The following is a 19,948-nucleotide window of genomic DNA, read 5'->3' as shown; positions in this document are numbered from 1 at the left end:
TCGGTTAAAACCGACTAAAATACTAATTTTCAGTCCTCTTAAGAGGACTTTCGCTATGAGACAGGGAATTCATTCCCCGTCGGACTGTCGGACTCTCCCAAAACCCGCCAGGGAATGAATTCCCTGGCTAATAGCAGAAGTCGGTTAAAACCGACTAAAATACTAATTTTCAGTCCTCTTAAGAGGACTTTCGCTATGAGACAGGGAATTCATTCCCTGTCGGACTGCCGGATGATGGAATTAACTGAAAAACCAATAACAATAGCTAACAAATTACTATGCGCGACTCCGATAAAGTTCAATCGAGTGCAAAGGGAAAAGAGTATCTCCGAGAACAAATTAAAGAAAAAGATTTTACTCAAGAAAAATTTGCCCAACTCGCCAAAGTTTCCACCGACACGATTAAGCGCTTACTCGGTACAAAAGACTGCCCCAATGGCGTAGAAAGATGGTCAGTTACCAACATCGCTAAAGCATTAGGAATAGAACCCACAGATATTGTTGACCCAAAAGATTGGAATGCCGACAATTCGCTGCCACCAGAGTTTCAATCACTTATAGCAGAAAAAATTAAAACCTTTTGCGGCCGCCGATTTGTTTTTGATAATTTTCAGCAATTTGTCAGCGAAAATCCTCACGGTTATTTTACAATCATCGGGGATGCGGGAATGGGCAAAAGTTCGATCGTTGCCAAATACGTCTCCGAACATAAATCTCCCTGCTATTTCAATATTCTCGTCGAACGCCGCAACAGACCAGAATTGTTTTTGAAGAGCATTCGCCAGCAATTAATTGACCGCTATCAATTGCCAAATTCAGAAAATGCCGATTTACCAACTTTACTGGCAAAGGTGGCGGGAAAACTCCCTGCTGGCGAGCGTTTGGTAATTGCGATTGATGCACTGGATGAAGTCCAACAAGAAGCGGGAGAAAATCTTTTACATTTACCGACTACTCTGCCAGATCGGGTTTATTTCTTGCTGACGAGGCGACCCTATAACCTCGGAAAAAAGCGGCTTTCCGTATCTCCTGGAGTTTTGGTAACCGAGTTAGATTTAAGAGATGAAAAGTATGCTAATTATAATCAAGATGATATCAAAGAATATATTAGATTTGTTATAAATACCGATTCTGAGTATAATAATGGGCTGAGGAACTGGATTCAAAGTCGCAGCATTGCCGATACAGCTTTTGTCGAACAATTGGCAGACAAGAGCGAAAACAATTTTATGTATTTGCGGTATGTTTTGCCAGCAATTGCTAAAGGCGATTACAACGACCTCAGTTTAAAGCAATTGCCCGACGGGCTGCAAGAGTATTATCAAAACCATTGGGTGCGGATGGGGATGGACGCTAAGCCTGGGCAATTGATGGAGATTGTTTTGTATATTTTACTAGAGATTGGCACGCCGATTCCCTGCGAGATGATTGCTGGAATTGCCGGGGTGGATGAATGCGATGTGGCACAGGTTTTAGAAGATGAGTGGGTTGAGTATTTGAAAAAGCAGAATGTAGACGGAAAAATCTGCTACAGCATCTATCATGCGAGTTTCCTTGACTTTCTGAAAGCCCAACGAGAGATGGATTCAAAGCGTAAAATTTTTCAGGAAGTATATCAACGGATTGCTGAGAATTTAGAAAAAGGGATGGCGTGAGATGGGAGAATTTGCTGAGAAGTTAGAGGCCAAACCACTTTTCTTTCAACGTGCTTATCTGGGCAGCTTACTGCCAAATTATATCAAGTCTGGAAAATTAGGAAAATATTATGAAAAGCTGACAGATTTTAACTTCCTGATGGCAAAAATTCAGCATCCTGAGTTTGGAGTGCAGGCACTGATTGATGATTTCCATTTAGTTGACGATTCAGAAGCATTAAGTAACCCAGAGTACAACCCAGAAAAAGCAAAAGCTCTGAACTTGATTCGATCGGTATTGTGGAGATCATCGGATATTTTAGAGCGAGACAAAACGCAACTAGCAGAGCAATTGTGGGGGCGATTGGTACACTTTAAAAAACCACAAATTTATACAATACTGGAGAAAGTAAAGCAACAGAAAATAGGATTTTGGTTGCGTCCTTTGACACCTTGTTTAACTCCCCCTAGCAGGGAAGTAATCCGTACCCTCAAAGGTCACAGACACTGGGTAAATGCAGTAGCCGTCACTGGTGATGGCAAGCAGGCGATTTCTGGTTCCAGAGACAACACCATTAAAATCTGGGATTTAACAACTGGAGAGGAACTGCTTACTCTTACTGGTCACAGAAAAGTGGTAAATGCAGTAGCCGTCATTACTGATGCTAAGCGGGCGATTTCTGGTTCAAGAGACAACACTATTAAAGTCTGGGATTTAACAACTGGAAAGGAACAGTTTACTCTTACTGGTCACAGCAAATCGGTAAATGCAGTAGCCGTCACCGCTGATGGCAAGCGAGCGATTTCTGGTTCCGATGATAAAACTCTCAAAGTCTGGGATTTACAAACAGGAGAAGGATTTTTTACTCTTACTGGTCACAGCAAATTGATAAATGCAATAGCCGTTACTGCGGATGGTAAGCAGGTGGTTTCTGGTTCGAGAGACAAAACCCTCAAAGTTTGGGATTTAACAACTGGAGAGGAACTGCTTACTCTTACTGGTCACAGTGACTGGATAAATGCAGTAGCAGTCACTGTTGATGGTAAGTGGGCGATTTCTGGTTCGAGAGACAAAACCCTCAAAGTCTGGGATTTAACAACTCGAAAGGAACTGTTTACTCTTACTGGTCACAGCAAATCGGTAACAGCAGTAGCCGTTACTGCTGATGGCAAGTGGGCGATTTCTGGTTCGAGAGACAACACCCTCAAAGTCTGGGATTTAACAACTCGAAAGGAACTGTTTACTCTTACTGGTCACAGGCAATCGGTAAAATCAATAGCCGTCACTACTGATGGCAAGCGGGCGATTTCTGGTTCAGATGACAAAACCCTCAAGGTATGGGATTTAACAACAGGAGAGGAACAGTTTACTCTTACGGATCACAGCTACTCGGTAACAGCAGTAGCCGTTACTGCTGATGGCAAGCGGGCGGTTTCTGGTTCGAGAGACAAAACCCTCAAAGTCTGGGATATAACCACTGGAAAGGAACAGTTTACTCTTACGGGTCACAGATACCCGGTAACAGCAGTAGCCGTCACTGCTGATGGCAAGCGGGCGATTTCTGATTCGTCGCGCAACCCCTGTGTTGGTGAAAAGCTGAATCTTTCTGATATAAACAGCACCATTAAAGTATGGGATTTAACAACTAAAAAGGAAATGTTTACTCGCGAAGATAGCCGATTCTTGGAAAATGCACTAGCATTTACTGCTGATGGCAAGCGGGTGCTTTCTCGTTATTTCAAAAGCATCAGAGTCTGGGATTTAACAACTGGAGAGAACCTGTTGATTCTTGCTAATGAGAGTTCCTTGGTAACACCAGTAGCTGTCACTGCTGATGGAAAGTGGGCGATTTCTGGTTCGTGGAACTACATCACAGTCTGGGATTTAAAAACTGGAGAGAAACTGTTTATTCTTGCTGGTCACAGCGACTGTGTAAACGCAGTCGCTGTCACTGCTGATGGCAAGCACGCAATTTCTGCTTCGAGAGACAACACCCTTAAAATCTGGGATTTAACGACTCGAAAGGAACTGTTTACTCTTACCGAACACAGCAAATCGGTAAATGTAGTAGCCGTCACTACTGATGGCAAGCGAGCGATTTCTGGTTCAGATGACAACACCATCAAACTATGGGATTTATCGACTGGAAATCTCATTGCTAGTTTCACCCTTGAAAATCCGATCGCCTCTTGCGCGATCGCCCCCGATGGAGTCACAATTGTCGCAGGCGACGAATCCGGCCGCGTATATTTCCTGCGGCTAGAAGGGATGGAGGAACTAACATGAATTCCTTACCTCTCTCAACTCCCATCTCTACCGATTCTTACCCAAAAGAATTTCAGCAACTCCTGCGAGAAAAAACCGAGAATTTTGCAGGCCGCAAGTTTGTTTTTTCTGCGATATCCGACTTTCTGAACTCCCACAGCCGCGGTTATTTCACAATTGTCGGCACTCCCGGCTGCGGCAAAAGTTCCATCCTCGCCCAATATGTCAGGGCCCATCCTCGCAGTATCTATTACAACGCTGGAGTTGAGGGCAAAAATCGAGCTGAAGATTTTCTCGCTTCTGTCTGCACTCAACTGATTGACAAATACCTTGCCGCCAATGGGGAAACATCCGAAATTCTCAAGCTCAAATCTCAACTTCAAAATCTCGAATCCGATGATGGGAGTTGGTTTCTGTCTTTGTTGCTTCAGCAAATTAGCGATAAATTAGACTCTCGCCAAAAGTTGATAATAGTCATTGATTCTGTAGACGCGATCGCCCGCACCAGTCAGCCTCCCAGCACAAATCTGTTTTATCTGCCGAGATATTTGGGCGATCGTACTTATTTTATCCTCGCCCGCCGCCCGTTTTTGAGAGAGAAATCCGGTTTGTTAATTGAAACTCCCTCCCAAACTCTCGATTTAAGAGATTATCCCGCCCAAAATCGCGAAGATGCCCTGAACTACATTCAGCAATACCTATCAACCGCACCGGATTTAACTCAACCCGAATTCTGCCAACAACTCGCCACTGTCAGCGAAAACAATTTCATGTATCTGAGTCAGATGTTAAGGGCGATCGCCGAGAATTCACGCCCCGATGCTAATCTGGGAGAGTCCTCACTTCTCTCTGAACTTCCTCCCGGTTTAGCAGCGTATTATCAAAACCACTGGCTGCGGATGACAGGTGATGGCTTATCGGCGATCGACTTGTCTGCGATCAATGTTTTGGTAAAATCCCCAACAGGTTTGTCTGTAAGTGTGATCGCCAATATAATTGATCGGGATGAATACGATGTTGAAAAAGTGTTAGACAATTGGATCGAGTTCTTAAATAAACAAGAAATTGGAGGAGAAATTTGCTATAGTTTGTATCATAATAGTTTCCGCGAATGGCTAGGCAAACAATCTATTTTAGAATGATGATGAGGACACGGCGCCGTGTCCATTGGAGTCAACAAACACGTTAAACCGATAGTCCGACAGGGGTTGAAACCCCTGCCTCAAAGCTGAACTCCTCTAAAAGAGGACTAATGAATGAGTCAGTCCTCTTTTAGAGGACTTTCGCTATTAGACAGGGAATTCATTCCCTGGCGGACTGGCGGGTAGGCGGGAGGACTAGCCGACGAAAAGCTTAAGTAATATCAATTCCGATGCCACCGAGTTTTATATTATATCAAAAACAATACAACAATGAAACGAGCAGTATTTCTTGACAGAGATGGCGTCCTCAATATCGAAGCTGGTTACATTCACAAAGTAGAAGATTTGCATTTAATCCCCGGAGTCGCCCAAGCTGTACGCCGTTTAAATGACCAACAAATATTTTGCTGTCTGGTTTCCAATCAATCCGGCCCAGCGAGGAATTATTATCCGGTTAGCCACGTAGAAGCTTTGCACAAACGCCTTTGTCAGCTATTAGAAAATGAAGCAGGAGCCAAGTTAAATGCTCTTTATTACTGTCCTTATTTAAGCGCAGCAGAAGGCGGAACCAACCCAGAATTTACGCGCTATACAACCTGGCGAAAACCCAATACGGGGATGTTGGTAGCGGCCGCTTGGGAACAGGATTTAGATTTGCGAAATAGTTTTATGGTGGGGGATAAAGCGACTGATGTTGATATGGCTCACAATGCCGGCTGTACTGGTATTTTGGTGCAGACTGGTTACGGGGAAAGCGTGTTGAGTGGGGAGTATCAGCACCATACTAAACCGGATTTTATTGCAGCAAATTTAGCGGTGGCGGTGGAGTGGATTTTGCAACAGTTTGATTAGTGTTTGTAGGGGCATTTAAGTTTTTTGCCGTTGAGTCGAACAGGAAAGTGCTACGTAAGGAAGGGCGACGGTGAAGGTTGTACCAACGCCGATTTTGCTTTCGCAGGCGATCGCCCCTCCTTGCAATTCCACAGCTTTTTTAACAATTGTTAATCCCAAACCATTACCTTTAATTTTCCCACTATTCTTGCAGCGGTAGAACATTTCAAATATTTTCCCTACTTCGGTTTCTGGGATGCCGATACCTTGGTCTCGGATACGTATAATTAGTGAGGGAGAGTTAATTTTTGTAAATTGGGAATTGGGAAACAAACACTGAGGAGACAAGCAGAAAATAGCTTCTTTGTCTCCTTCGCTTGCTGGACGGTATTCCAATTCCAAGGTGACTTGCCCGCCGTTGGGAGAATATTTGATGGCATTGACGATTAAGTTAGAAATAATGCCGTGCAGCAATTGTTGATCTAATATTGCACTGGTAACATCTGACGGGATTAATGTTAGTTTGTGCTTGGCTTCATTTCCTAACTGCAATTGAGCGAGCAAGTCTTGACAAAATTCGACTAAATTTATCGGTAATGGATTGCATTTGAGTTGGCCTGCTTCTGCTCGACCCATAAACAGCATATCATCGATTAGCTGGTTCATCTTTTGGGTAGCTGAGTGCACCAGCCGCAGGGTTCTAACTTGGGATTCGTCACTGCTGCGAGTTCGATCGAGAAGTTCCGCAGAGATTAAAATCGCGTTGAGGGGATTCCGCAATTCGTGAGCGGCCATTGAAATATACTGGTTTTGGCGGTGCGATTTTTCTTCCACCGACTCTCTGACTGCTTCCGCGGCTTTGAGAGATTCTCGCATCTTGGTTTCGATTTCGTGTCTGTGCAGGGCAATCTCGATCGCCACCCGCAAATCATTTTGTTGAAATGGTTTGATAATATAACCGAATGGATCTGTAAGTTTCGCTCTTTGCAGCGTTTGATCGTCGGCATAAGCTGTTAAAAATATTGTCGGCACATTCCTATTAGTTCGGATTTTCTCGGCTGCTGTTACCCCGTCCATGTCACCTTTAAGCACGATATCCATCAACACTAAGTCGGGCGGGTTTTCGATCGCTTTTTTAATTGCTTCTTCTCCTGAAGAAACTGTAGCTGTTACTACATATCCCAGTTTTTTTAATCGACCTGCTATGTCTTGGGCTACAATAACTTCGTCTTCTACAACCAAAATTTGTATAGGGTTCATTTTTTGTTAAATACGCTGCCGATAATTTAACTCTTGGAAAATCAGACTGTAGCAGGTTCCACGCTGACTGTCAATGGCAATACTCGCCTCTAATTGGTAAGCCAACATTTTTACTAATCGCAATCCTAATGTTTCAGTATTTTCCCAGTCAAAATTCGCCGGAAATCCGCGACCGTTATCTTGAATAGTTAAATGAAATTGGGAATTATTTATTTCATGAAAATTGATATATATTTCACCAGCAAGACTTGAGATAAAGGCATATTTTAAAGAGTTAGAAACCAGTTCGTTAATAATTAAACCGCACGGAATTGCTGTTTCTATGTTTAAATAAATGGGGTCAACTTTGAGATTAAATTTGATTGAAGTGTTGCCGCAACCAAAAGATTGATACAAATTAGCAACCAAGTTTTCGACGTAGGGGGAGAGGGCGATGCGATCGAGATGTTCGGATTGATAAAGTTGCTCGTGAATCAGAGCCATTGAATGGATGCGGGTCTGGCTTTCTTCAAATAAAGTTAGCGTCGCTTCGTCTTCAATGTATTGAGCTTGAAGTTGCAGCAAGCTGGAAATTACCTGCATATTATTTTTGACTCGGTGGTGAATTTCTTTGAGCAATACTTCTTTTTCGCGGAGTGCTGCTTGGATGCGGGCATCGGTCAATTTGCGATCGCTGATATCTTCGCCAATACCCGCGATGCGGTAAATTTTACCCGATTCGTCGTAAATGGGAAAAGCTCGATCGCACACCCAGCGAATTGTGCCCTCTGGCAAAAAAATCCGATATTCGGTATTGGTGGACTCGCCCTGCAACACTCGCCCCATTGCCTCTTCCAACAGGATTTTATCTTCTGGATGCACCCACTCCATCATTTTTAATGGATCAGCATACAATTCTTCGCGACTGCGCCCCCAGATTTGTTCGTAAGCTGGACTCAGATACAATAAATCGGTGAATTCTGCAGACATTAGCCAGACGGAATCTTGGATATTTTCTGCTAGCTGGCGGAAGCGTTCTTCACTTTCACGAATGGTTTTTTCTGCCTGTTTGCTTTCACTTATATCTTCTGCAATGCCAACGATGCGGTAAACTTGACCAGCTTGATTTCTAATCGGAAAAGCCCGAGCGCGAATCCAGCGAATTTGGCCGTCAGGTCTGAAAATTCGATATTCGATATCCTTTTCAGACTCCATTTGTTTCGTGAAGGTAGCAATAACGCGGTCGCGATCTTCTGGATGGAAAGACTCTGTAAAAAAGCGCCCGTAAGCATACAAATCAGCACAGCTTCTGCCCCATATTTTTGCATAAGCCGGACTAATATAAATAATTTCCTGGGGTTGAACGTTTACCATCCAAAACACGCTTTCAATGTTTTCTGCTAGCTGTCGGAACCTTTCTTCGCTCTCTTTCAGTGCTGCTTCGGTTTTTTTGCGATCGCTAATATCTTCTGTCACTACTACATTGTAAATTGCCCCACTCAGCGGTTCTTTGATTAGCGATACTGTAATATTTACCCAAACTACAGTGCCGTCTTTGTGCAGCAAGCGTTTTTCCATTTTAAAACTGTCAATTTTTCCGGCAAATAATTTCTTGTTTTGTTCTAAATCTGCATCTATATCTTCTGGGTAAGTAACGTCCATCCAAGTTCGCGACAGCAGTTCAGTCGCAGTATATCCCACTATCTCGCAGAATTTTTGATTGACTCGCAAATAGCGGCCTGTTGCGTCAGGGTGCGTAATACCGACTGCCGCTTGTTCGACGGTGGCCCGAAAGCGTTCTTCGCTATCTCTGAGGGTTGCTTCTGCTTTTTTGCGATCGCTAATATCGCGCTGCACGCCAAAATAGCCCACGATTCTGCCGTGGGAATCGTAAATGCAAATATAGTCGCCTTCCACCCAAATTAGAGCCCCGTCAAACTTGCGATTGTCATTTTCGATGTGGATTCTGCCCGCATCAAAAAATTCCCTGATTATCTCTCTGCCACCAGTCAAGTTGTGCGATAACAAAGAGTAAAGCGTGCGACCAATAAACTCTTCCCTAGTACCCCCGTATTGAGCTATCAAAGCATCATTTGCCTTCGTTACCCGCCCGTTAGTAAATACATAATCCAAAACTTTTTCTTTGTCAACTGTATCGTCCCAGTGCACTGGTTCGTCCAGCATCATAAATAAAAAACCATCTAAAGATTGAGAGAAAAACAATTCTAGCTGTTCCTGGCTTTCTCGCAAAGCTTCTTCTGCCTGCCAGCGATAGATAATTTCTTCCCGCAATTGAGTGTTAGCTGTTTTTAAGTCTTCTGTGCGCTTTTGATATTTAATTTTTAGCTGATTTTTGATTTCTTGCAGCGCTATTTCTGCCTGTTTTTTTTCGGTGATATCATGAGTAACTACCATGCCGGCAAAAATTTCTTCTCGGTCGTTTTTGACGGGAACAGTTGTTGTTAAATAAACGCGATCGCCGTATTTATATTCAAAAGTATTCTCTTTTCCTGCCAAAGCAGCGCGATATGTAGTCTCAAAAAGTTGCCAATCTTCAGGTGGCGATGCTTCCCACAATGTTTTGCCTTCCAACAGTTCTTTGGACAAACCAACTACTGCCAAACCTTGGCCGTCAACCAGAGTATAGCGCAAATCGCGATCGAACAAAAACACCGACCCATTGGGATAATGTTTGATGAGAGTTCGGTACATTTCCTGGCTTTTTTCCAGAGATGTGATTAACCCAATGCGATCGTCCTCGATGATATCAAATTCTGTTGCCGAACCCGAAAAGCCAGCATTCTCGACTGCTTTGAGTTGTGCTTCTAATTTCTGGCACAATTCTCTCTGCTGCTGCAAATCCTCTTCTAGTTGTAGAATTTTTGCTTTTTGCTCTGCTACTAATGCTTCGCAGGTTTCCAGAGGTCGATCGATCTTGGTAGGATCAATACACATAATTGCTCTAGGTTTAGCAGTTGCGGACTTGAGCTTTTTCAAGTTAATACTAACTCACATTTTGCACCATTGTCAGCAACAGGCTTTCCGGCCTGTTCCACAAGAAAATTTATCTTTTGTGGAACAGGCCGAAAAGCCTGTTCATAAAAGGCTAATTGAGAAGGGTGCAATATCTCAATACTAACAAAGCTCAAGCCTTTACTGCCAACTTAATTAATCAATTTTTCTTGACTTATCCCCAAAGCCTTCTATCTTTATTTAGGAACTCCCGCCGTCAAGACTTCATGACTTTCCAACGTCACCAAAACATCATCTTCAATTCTCACACCAATACCGCGCCATTTTTCAGGGACCTCCGGCTGTCCTTCAACCGGTTTAATATAAGGAGAAATATAAATCCCCGGTTCCACCGTCAGCACTTGTCCTGCCTGCAAAACTTGCGGATTTTCGCCGTACTGATAAACGCCGACATCATGTACATCCAATCCCAGCCAATGACCAGTGCGGTGCATATAAAATGGCTTGTATTTCTCTTCTTTAATTATCTCTTCAATGTCCCCCACCAAAAGTTTTAAATCCATTAAACCTTCCACCAAAACGCGCACCGCTGTTTCATGAATTTTGCTGTAAGGATTTCCGGGATATACTTGACTAATTGCCTGCAATTGTGATTGCAAAACTAAGTCATAAATTATCTGTTGTTCAGTTGTAAATTTGCCACTAACAGGAAAGGTGCGAGTAATATCAGCGTTGTAGTAGTCGCAAGCACAACCGGCATCTATTAGCAACAAATCGTTTTCCTGCATTTGGCGGTTGTTTTCGATGTAGTGGAGGACGCAGGAATTGTAGCCGGATGCAACAATTGAAGGGTAAGCGGGAGTGCAGCCATTTAAGCCGAAAGTATGTTCTATTTCAGCTTGAATTTCATATTCGTATCTGCCCGGTTTAGCGAATTCTTGGGCGCGGTTGTGCGCTGCAACTGAGATATTAGCGGCTTTTCGCATTAATGCTAATTCAGTTTCGCTTTTCACCAGCCGCATTGGGTGTAAAATGATGTTGGAATCTTCGATTGCTGTCGGGCCTGTGCCACGTTTGGGATAGGTTGCCATCAAGCGCTGCCAGTGATTGAGGACTGTTTGGTCGAAACTACGATCGCGCCCGAAGTGATAATATATGCGATCGGCTTTTTCTAAATATTTCGGCAATTTTTCCGCAAGTTCGGCGATGGGGAAAGCTTCATCCGCGCCGTACAATTCCTTAGCGCCTTCTACTCCGGCGCGATAACCGTGCCAAGTTTCTTTTTCCAAGTCTTTTGGCTGCACAAACAAGACAAATTTGTGTTCTTCGTGGTGCGGCGCGAGCACCGCTACCGCCGCAGCTTCGTTGAAACCGGTTAAATAGAAAAAATCGCTATCTTGTCGGTAGGCATATTCTACATCGTTGTGCATGACGGCAGCGGGGGCGCTGCGAAATATCGCCGTCCCGCTGCCAATTTTTGCCATTAATTGTTCGCGTCTTTGCTGATATTCGGTGGGGTTTGTCATCCGATTTTAGATTTTAGATTTTAGATTTTAGATTGAGTGTCATATTAACACTCGGCGGTTTCAAGCGCTGTCAAACTTGCACCCGCAAGGCAAGGGTGGAAGATATAGGTGTCTGTTTTTTTCTGGGTCTACTTATTTATTCTCTTGTTCTGCGATCGCCAATTTACAAGTATAGTCAACCAGCCGAGACAAAGATGAGTGGCCATCGACTAAAGTCCATTTCGGAGAGAAATTCGACCAATTTTCGCCATCTTGGCTAACTCTGACAGTTCTCAACTGTCGTTGCTGGCAGTCAACTTCCATTTGCGCCAACAATTTATCGTTACTAAACTCTTGAGTTACTAAAATAGTTCTGACTGGATAAGAGGGAGCACCGGGAATATCGGATTTGCTTAATTCAACGCTGCTGGAGTCGATGCAAATATCTACAAAACATCTTGATTTTTCGGCGCGGACGCTCAAAGTATTGACACCAACACAAATAAAAGCTGCTATAAAAAAAAATGACAAATTCTTAGTATGTAGGGCCAATGTAGTATTCATCTGCGTTAATTGGCGTTTAGGGGCGGTTTAATATTATTGACAGTTTAATAAAAAAGTAGGGACGTGGCAATAGTCTTGCGTCCCTACTTTTTAAAGACACGGCAATGCCGTGTCCCTAATGTTCAAACAAGTATTAAAGCTGAGGAACGTATTGTTCTTTTTCAGGAACAAAAGTGTATTCAGAGACGATTAGGCGCAACTCTTCGCCGTCGATGGTTTCTTTTTCGATCAACAAATCGACTAAGCGATCGATCACGGTGCGATTTTCGCGAATAATTCGGCGGGCGTCGTCGTAGCAGTGATCGACAATTGCTCGAACTTGTCCGTCAATCCGAGAGGCTATTTCTTCGGAATATTCTGATCGCGCTGTGTAGTCGCGGCCGAGGAAAATTTCGCTTTGCTGGGCTTCCAGGGCGATCGGGCCCAAGGTAGACATCCCGTAGCGAGTTACCATTTGGCGCGCCATACCGCTGACTTGCTGCAAGTCGTTGCCGGCACCGGTGGTTACTTCGGCATCGCCGAAAACTACTTCTTCGGCTGCGCGGCCACCTAAAGCACCGCTAATCCGGGCTAAAATTTGCGATCTTGAAATCAAACCTTGGTCTTCGCTGGGCATGAACCAAGTCAAGCCCCGGGCCTGTCCGCGAGGAACTAAGGTAACTTTTTGAACTGGATCGTGGGCTTGAATGATTGTACCGACGATCGCGTGGCCGATTTCGTGGTATGCAATCAAGCGCTTGCTCTTGCTGTCCACCAAAGGAGTGCCTTCCATACCTGCTACCACGCGATCGACTGCATCGTCAATTTCGAGCATCGTAATCGCTTCTTTGCGGCGGCGGGCGGTTAAAATCGCAGCTTCGTTGAGCAAGTTAGCCAAATCAGCGCCGGTAAAACCAGGAGTGCGGCGGGCGATGGCGTCCAAAGAAATCTCTGCAGACAGCTTCTTGTTGCGCGCGTGAACTTCCAAAATTTCCAAGCGGCCTTTGATATCTGGCGTATCTACGGTAACTTGGCGGTCAAAACGTCCCGGACGCAGCAGCGCCGAGTCGAGCACGTCGGGGCGGTTCGTGGCAGCAATGATGATAATGCCAGTATTGCCCTCAAAACCGTCCATTTCGGTCAGCAACTGGTTCAGGGTTTGTTCCCGTTCGTCGTTACCGCCACCGATACCGGCGCCGCGCTGGCGGCCGACTGCATCGATTTCATCGATAAATATGATGCAAGGAGCATTTTCTTTAGCTTTCTTGAACAAGTCCCGAACGCGGGAAGCGCCGACACCGACGAACATTTCGACAAATTCTGAACCGGAGATGCTGAAGAAAGGCACGCCGGCTTCGCCTGCGATCGCTTTTGCCAAGAGGGTTTTACCGGTTCCGGGAGGGCCCACTAGCAGCACGCCTTTGGGAATCTTCGCCCCGACTGCGGTGAAGCGTTCGGGTTTTTTGAGGAATGTCACTACTTCTTGTAGTTCTTCTTTGGCTTCCTCAACGCCTGCTACGTCGTCGAACAGTACGCCTGTTTTAGCTTCCATTTGAAAGCGAGCTTTGGACTTGCCAAAGTTCATGGCTTGGCCAGGGCCCCCTGGCACGTTGCCACCGCGGCGGAAGAGGAAAAACAGCCCTCCTACTAACAAGAGGGGAAATACTAGATTGCCTAAAAGTCCCCAGACAGCGCCGTCGTTGCGTAGTGGGTGAGTGTCGAAGCTGATTTTGGAGTCTCTGAGCCTAGAAACCAGTTCCGGGGCATTTGATGGCAAGTCTACCCGCCACCGCTGCTCGTGATTGTCCAGTTCGGGATCGACTGCTAGGACAATAGCCGTCCGACCTCCGTCGTAAAGGTCAACGCTGGTCACTCGACCGGCGTTTAAGTAATCTAAGAATCGACCGTAGCTCAGGCGGGTGCTGGCGGTGTTCTTGCTCATTTCTGCCGGGGATGGCGCAAAGGCCCCCTGCCACAAGAAAAAGCCGATGACTAAGGCGGGTAAAGTCCAAAGTAGTATAGTTCGCCAAGAAATTTTCATAAACGCGGATGCCTTGAATTGGGGACAGATCGGGTAAGATCGCGGTGTGGGAGAAGTGCGACAAAAGTTTACACTCAGAATCTTAACTAAATTTAACTTAACAATGCACTCTCAGGCAACAGGCCGTATTGCCGCGATCGATCGAGAATACTCCTCGACCGAAACCATCCAGGGTACAAGCCCCCGGACCGCGGCCCCTGTTGTCGCCTCTAAAATCTAAAATCTAAAATCTAAAATCTAAAATCTATTAAGGGCGATCGTCCCGAATATAATGTTTGGTGCTGATTTCGATACCGATCTAGGTAGAGTTAGAAGAATCGCCGCAAAACCCACTGTCTTTAAGCGTGGCAGTGTCAAGGGATAAGGCATGATAATGGTGAGGCTCAGTGAGGTAACACATTTCAATGACAACTAGACAGCTTGTTCCTAATTCGGCTATGCTGACCCAGCAGACTAAAGTCGCTTCTAACAAATCGATTATTAGTGCTGATTTGGGTCGGACGGCAACTAAAGCTTGCGTGAGTCGCAACCCGAGTAGCGTTGTTTTCATCCCTGCCAACGTGGCTACTATGCCCGTAGAAAAGGTGCGGGGCGGCAGCTTTGAGTCCAAAGCAACAGACCCTCTGTTGGATATGTGGCTGGAGTACCAGGGCAAGGGCTACGCGATCGGTCAATTGGCAGCAGATTTTGGCGCTAATCTCGGTGGCGCTGACCAATCGAAAGTAGTAGATGCTTTGGTTAAGGTCTTTTCCTGTGCTGGATATTTCCAGATGAAAGGCGAAATAGCAGTTGTGCTGGGTTTGCCGTTTTATTCGCAGGATCAGTTTGAGAAGGAAAAGGAAGAGATTATCAGCCAACTGCGCTCTCCCCACGTTGTGGTGTACCGGGGCGAGCGGGTGGATATTAACATCAGTCACGTTTGGGTGATGCCGGAAGGGTTCGGCAGCCTGATTTGGTGCGAGGCTCAAGATAACAAGGAGTTTACGCCGGAGTTGCCCGAACTGTCGGTGGCTGTTGTTGATATCGGACACCAAACTACCGATTTGTTAATGGTCGATCGTTTCCGTTTCGCCCGGGCGGCTTCAAAGAGCGATTCCTTCGCAATGAACAAGTTCTACGAACAAGTTGCCTCAAAGATTCCGGGGGCAGACCCTCAATCTCTGTCTTTACTGGAAGCGGTGAATAAACCCGAAGGCCAGCGTTTCTACCGTCCCAGAGGAGCGACTAAGCCGACTAATTTAGATCCGATTATTAAGGACTTGCGGGAGGCTTTCGCTAACGAACTGTCCGAACGTTTGGTGCAGTGGCTGCCGGAACGTGTGACGGATGTGGTTCTGACTGGCGGTGGCGGCGAGTTTTTCTGGGAGGTTTTGCAACCTTTGCTTAAAGACGCCAATCTTAAGGCTCACTTGGCTCAGCCTTCCCGGAAAGCTAATGCTTTGGGACAGTTTATTTATGCTGAGGCTCAGCTAGCCACGATAAAGTAACGCATTAAGGCTTGAACCCTATGGCACTGTGGGCAAAAAATAAGGCGAATTTCTCGGTGGCGTTTACGGAAGATGCTGCGGATCAAACTTTGCTGGCCGCTATTGAAAAAGAGTTGGCTTTCACGAAGTATCAGACTTTCAGCAATCTCTGCAAGCAAGCTTTGTGGCAGTTTTTGTCTGTATCTGAGTCTGCTAGCTCTACACAGAACTTTCAGCGGTTGGAACAGCGTATTGCTGAACTTGTGGTGAAATTTGCTGAGTTTGAGCACAATGTTTCGGCAGAGGAATTAAGCCGTTTGGAGGGACTGGAACATCAACTGAGTCAACTCAGCGCGCAGTTGGATCAGTTGCAGGGGAGTGTTAACAGTAAGTTTGCTCAAGTTTCTTTTGCCCCAGTTTCAAAAGTAGTAGAGCCTGGCCCGATTGAGTCTGACTCTGTGGCGGATGATAATGTAGTGCCTGATGCTGAAGTTGCTCCTCCTCGGAATTCCGATCCTTTGTTGGAGCGTTTAAGTTCTTTGTTACCCCAAGATTTCTAAAATGAGGTAGACCCAGGCTAAAAAGCCTTGAGATGTAATGTTAGTGGCCCGCTGTTAGCAGCCGGTACTGAATACAGAAACAAAGCGATCGCTCTTTTGAAAAAAAAGGGCGATCGTTTTGTTATTGCCGATTTTAGATTTTAGATTTTAGATTTACTCATTTTTGTCTATACCATTCCCATTATTCGATTAATCCTAATTTTTGTAATCGCGAACGAATGGCACTAGGCTGTCGCTGAAATCTCTGAGCTAATTCGTCAATTTGTTGACCGCTAGCGTATTCTTGCTTCAAATTTTCGTCTTCATCCTGACTCCACTTGACATAAGCTCTGGGATATTTCTGGCGAATTTTCTCATTCTGGGTTTTAGGTCGATAACCATTCTTTTGCTCGCCATTCAAACCAGAACCCAACTGTGGGTTAATTTCCCCACCGCGATGGGCTAGCGCCTCTTGCACGCGGTTGGGAATCACAGCAATTTCTTCTGAGAGTTCCGCCAAAGCATTGTCTACTTTTTGCTGAAGTTCTGTTAGCTGCCGCTGCTGCAAATTGCCCCACTGTGGCAGTTCGTTGATAAACTGCTGCAAGTCCAGAATTATTGTGGTCAAAGTTTCGACTTGTTGCAATTCCGGTCGCTGTTTGAATTGGCGGCTGGTGAGTTCGATCTCGCTTTGAATCATTTTAATAGTTTTTTCTAAAATTATTAGTCGCTGGCGCAGGTTCTCAATTGCTGAAATTAGAGAGTGTACGTTTTCTCCAGGCCCAACATTGAGATTTTCGCGAGATGTTTGAGAAAGAGCTTCGTCTAAAGCATTTACAGCAAGTTGCAATTGCTCGATCGCGCGATCGGTAGTAGCTGCTTGTTGATTTACGCGATCGAACGTGGCCGCCGTACTTGCTTTAACTTGCTTGTGCAGCTTCTGTCGGTTCACAAAATTCAACACCAACGCAATCACGATCGCGCCTTGAGCATAAACGCTCTGTTCCCAAACCAAACTAGCAGCCAATCCCACAGCAGAGGCAGCAATAAAAACCACTTCAGCAGTTTCTAACAAATTGCTGGACGTGGGATTTTGGATTTTCGTTGGTGAATTGGATGATGACATAGGCTAATACCATTTTAGATTTTAGATTTTAGATTGTAGATTTTAGATTGGGAATGACTGAGGAAGCTCGGAGTTTGGAGCACGGGCCTATAGTTGCATTCTTTTTTTCAACTGGTGCAAGTATGCGGATAAAAATAAAGTACGCGCGACGGCAGATATCCGGTATGTAATCGCACGTAAACCCCGAATTTAGCAGTGGTGAAAAACAGATTAAGTTTTTTATTCACAGCCATGTAATTAAATATATTAAAGCTGCAAAATTTGTCGAGCTAAAGTGAAATAAATCAAGACCCCGAGGACATCAACTGCGGTGGTAATAAAAGGAGCAGACATTAAAGCGGGGTCTAAACCCAAAGAACGAAATAGAAACGGCAGAGCTGAACCGGCAAGAGAAGCTAAAATTGCGATCGCAAACAAACTCACTCCCACCGCGAGTGCCACTGCTAAACTCCCTTGCAAAGTATAAGCCCAGCCCGTCGCTACAGTCCCCAATATAGCTCCTAGCAGCGCTCCCGCCATCCCCTCGCGAACAATTACTTGAAACGGCCCCATTGCTGTAATTTCATCAGTGTTCAAACCGCGAATTACAACTGTTGAGGACTGAGCTCCGACATTGCCTCCAGTGCCAGTCAGCAGGGGAATAAAAGCTGCTAAGGCGACTACTTGGTTCAAAATATCTTCTTGAGCTCTAATAATTGCGCCGGTGACAGTATTAGTTAAAAGCAGAACAAACAGCCACACGACCCTTTTCCGGGCAACAGTGATTAAATCGGTCTGAAAATAATTGTCGCCGCCGGACTGGACGCCGCCCAAGGTATAAATATCTTTGGCTGCTTCTTGTTCTAAAATGTCGATCGCATCGTCAACTGTAATGATGCCGACCAAACGCTGTTCGCGGTCTACAACGGGCACAGCTAAAAAATCGTAACGCTGGATCAGCCTAGCTACTTCTTCTTGATCCGTTCCTGTTTGAACAGAAACTACGTCGCGGGTCATAATTTCGCCGACGGTTTTGTCGAGGGGCGAAGTGACTAAATCCCGCAGGGATAAAATACCTGTCAAGCTGCGTCCGGCGTCAGTGACGTAAAGAGAATAAATTGTTTCGGTAGTTTTAGCCAAAGAGCGAATTCGGTCTAAAGCTTGGGCGACGGTAAAGCTTTCTTTGAGAGAAATGTATTCCGGGGTCATGATCCGACCGGCGGTACTGGCTTCGTAACCCAAAAGTTGAGCCGTAGCTTCCCGTTCCGTTGGGCTCAATTCACCCAACAGGCGACGGACTAATATTGCCGGCAGTTCGTCAAACAGTTTAGCTCGATCGTCCGGGGACATTTTGTCTACAATGTCAATGACTTCTTGGCGTTTGAATTTTTCGCAGAGGGACTGCTGAACGCTGGAGTCGAGATATTCGTAGACTGCGATTGCTTCGTCTTTGGAAAGCAAGCGGAAAGCTATTACTTGCATGGTTTCTGGCAGGCCTTCGATAGCTTCAGCTATGTCTGCTTCCTGCACCGGGTGCAAAATCGCTTTTGCTCCTTTAAAGTCTCCTTCTTCCAACAGGGCCCTTAACTGCGATCGAACTAATTCCCGCAGTTCTTTTCGCGCGTAGGTTGGTAGAGAAGACGATTGATAACTTTTTTCTGTCACTGATGACCCTCCTAAACCTGTGCTGCGCGCCTTCCTGAATCCAGTTTAGAGCCTATTGACGCCACTGGTTGCAGCGATCGGACTTGCCCTGACAAGATCCGCACCTGACCACGAATTTCAAAGGTAGTACCCGCCACGTGATTTATCCGTGGAATCAATCCCAAATCGAAAATCGAAAATCACTTATTGCCCCCGCATTGATCCGTGGGGTCGCCTCTAAAATCTAAAATCTAAAATCTAAAATCTAAAATCGATTGACCCCTATTCTTCTGGTGCGCGCCCAGCATCTTGCCCGATTTGGGTTCAAATACATTTATCTTGAGCGGCAACACTCATCGGTAGGAAAGGAGAATTGCGCCCCAGCACTTTTTCCAACAGGTTTGTCGAACTTTGATTGCGAATATAATTATTGACTGTTTCTTGCCATTCAGTGTCACTTGCTGGCAATATCATGCCGTAAGAAATGCAGGTTAAAGGCTGCTCCGGTATCACAGAATATTGGCTTGGACTTAAACCCTGTCTCAGCGTTTCTCCTACTAACAGCATTCCGTCGCTAGCGAAGGCATCGATTGTTCCTGATACCGCATCTTTTACACCAGACTGTCGGCCCGCGATACCTTCATACAAAGGTGTAGGGCTAGGATTTAGACTCTCATATCAAATCAAGGAACAGGGAACAGGAAAATTCTTTGATGTAGGAATGAGTCTCAAAAGCTGCATCTGAATAGTATATAATTATCACACAACAGATGTGATATTACAAGGTGCGTATGGTGGGATAAAAATTCTCTGCGGTCTTAATTTTATTACGGAATGTTTAAACTTGTATCTTTTCCTTAACCCTTTTATATTCTTTACCAAATCTTTATTTTTTTTGTATAGGGTCTTGTTATCGTTGCTTCAAGCGAGCTTACAGCATTTTGCAACAACAGTGAAATAGCCTTTAGTTAAAAAAGAGGTCTTTATGACACAGTGCCCCTGCTGCTCGAATCAAATGCT

The 19,948-nt window shown here is 45.2% G+C and carries 14 protein-coding genes; 6 read left to right on the top strand and 8 right to left on the bottom strand.

Annotation, left to right across the window (positions count from 1 at the left end):
• The first annotated feature begins 278 nt into the window (after positions 1 to 278).
• The 4 genes from QT973_RS19620 (at position 279) to QT973_RS19605 (ending at position 5,894) form a co-directional block, all read left to right on the top strand.
• Entirely contained in the window at positions 279 to 1,655 is a 1,377-nt protein-coding gene (locus QT973_RS19620) for an AAA family ATPase (protein ID WP_333392015.1), read from the top strand.
• Between the two features lies 1 nt (position 1,656).
• Complete coding sequence (locus QT973_RS19615; RefSeq protein WP_333392013.1) at positions 1,657 to 3,921, top strand: WD40 repeat domain-containing protein; 2,265 nt, start codon at positions 1,657 to 1,659, stop codon at positions 3,919 to 3,921.
• Positions 3,918 to 5,042 (top strand): ATP-binding protein, encoded by a 1,125-nt coding sequence (locus QT973_RS19610; protein WP_333375363.1) that lies wholly within the window; start codon positions 3,918 to 3,920, stop codon positions 5,040 to 5,042. The genes QT973_RS19615 and QT973_RS19610 overlap by 4 nt, the downstream gene beginning before the upstream one ends.
• Before the next feature lie 270 nt (positions 5,043 to 5,312).
• Positions 5,313 to 5,894 carry an HAD family hydrolase gene (locus QT973_RS19605; RefSeq protein ID WP_333056940.1) on the top strand — a complete coding sequence of 194 codons (582 nt, stop codon included), beginning with the start codon at positions 5,313 to 5,315 and terminating at the stop codon, positions 5,892 to 5,894.
• 15 nt (positions 5,895 to 5,909) lie between these two features.
• On the opposite strand, the gene QT973_RS19600 is transcribed toward QT973_RS19605, so the two are convergent.
• From QT973_RS19600 to ftsH2, 5 genes are all read right to left on the bottom strand, one after another.
• A complete protein-coding gene (locus QT973_RS19600; protein WP_333392011.1) occupies positions 5,910 to 7,133 on the bottom strand; it encodes an ATP-binding protein in 1,224 nt (407 codons plus the stop codon).
• Positions 7,134 to 7,139: 6 nt separating this feature from the next.
• Positions 7,140 to 10,067 (bottom strand): PAS domain S-box protein, encoded by a 2,928-nt coding sequence (locus QT973_RS19595; RefSeq protein ID WP_333392010.1) that lies wholly within the window; start codon positions 10,065 to 10,067, stop codon positions 7,140 to 7,142.
• Between the two features lie 254 nt (positions 10,068 to 10,321).
• Entirely contained in the window at positions 10,322 to 11,611 is a 1,290-nt protein-coding gene (locus QT973_RS19590; protein ID WP_333392008.1) for an aminopeptidase P N-terminal domain-containing protein, read from the bottom strand.
• Positions 11,612 to 11,743: 132 nt separating this feature from the next.
• Positions 11,744 to 12,154, bottom strand: a complete 411-nt coding sequence (locus tag QT973_RS19585; protein WP_333392006.1) for a hypothetical protein — start codon at positions 12,152 to 12,154, stop codon at positions 11,744 to 11,746.
• Positions 12,155 to 12,287: 133 nt separating this feature from the next.
• A complete protein-coding gene (gene ftsH2, locus QT973_RS19580; protein WP_333170560.1) occupies positions 12,288 to 14,174 on the bottom strand; it encodes an ATP-dependent zinc metalloprotease FtsH2 in 1,887 nt (628 codons plus the stop codon).
• A gap of 404 nt (positions 14,175 to 14,578) precedes the next feature.
• On the opposite strand from ftsH2, the gene QT973_RS19575 reads away from it, so the two are divergent.
• Positions 14,579 to 15,661, top strand: coding sequence for a ParM/StbA family protein (locus QT973_RS19575; protein WP_333041971.1), 1,083 nt, complete (start codon positions 14,579 to 14,581; stop codon positions 15,659 to 15,661).
• Between the two features lie 20 nt (positions 15,662 to 15,681).
• Positions 15,682 to 16,200, top strand: coding sequence for a hypothetical protein (locus QT973_RS19570; protein WP_333056950.1), 519 nt, complete (start codon positions 15,682 to 15,684; stop codon positions 16,198 to 16,200).
• A 181-nt stretch (positions 16,201 to 16,381) separates the two neighbouring features.
• Here QT973_RS19570 and QT973_RS19565 read toward each other — a convergent pair whose 3' ends face one another.
• From QT973_RS19565 to QT973_RS19555, 3 genes are all read right to left on the bottom strand, one after another.
• Positions 16,382 to 17,305: a hypothetical protein gene (locus tag QT973_RS19565; RefSeq protein WP_333392004.1), complete on the bottom strand. Its 924-nt coding sequence runs from the start codon at positions 17,303 to 17,305 to the stop codon at positions 16,382 to 16,384.
• Between the two features lie 246 nt (positions 17,306 to 17,551).
• Positions 17,552 to 18,949 (bottom strand): magnesium transporter, encoded by a 1,398-nt coding sequence (mgtE, locus tag QT973_RS19560; RefSeq protein ID WP_333211535.1) that lies wholly within the window; start codon positions 18,947 to 18,949, stop codon positions 17,552 to 17,554.
• Between the two features lie 303 nt (positions 18,950 to 19,252).
• A complete protein-coding gene (locus QT973_RS19555) occupies positions 19,253 to 19,576 on the bottom strand; it encodes a hypothetical protein (protein WP_333211537.1) in 324 nt (107 codons plus the stop codon).
• Positions 19,577 to 19,948 lie beyond the last annotated feature (372 nt).

Origin of the sequence: Microcoleus sp. Z1_A1, assembly GCF_036700305.1 — a bacterium.
Classification (GTDB): Bacteria; Cyanobacteriota; Cyanobacteriia; order Cyanobacteriales; family Microcoleaceae; genus Microcoleus.
Note: the sequence above shows the minus strand (reverse complement) of the source record. Positions and strands in the feature narration are given on the sequence as shown.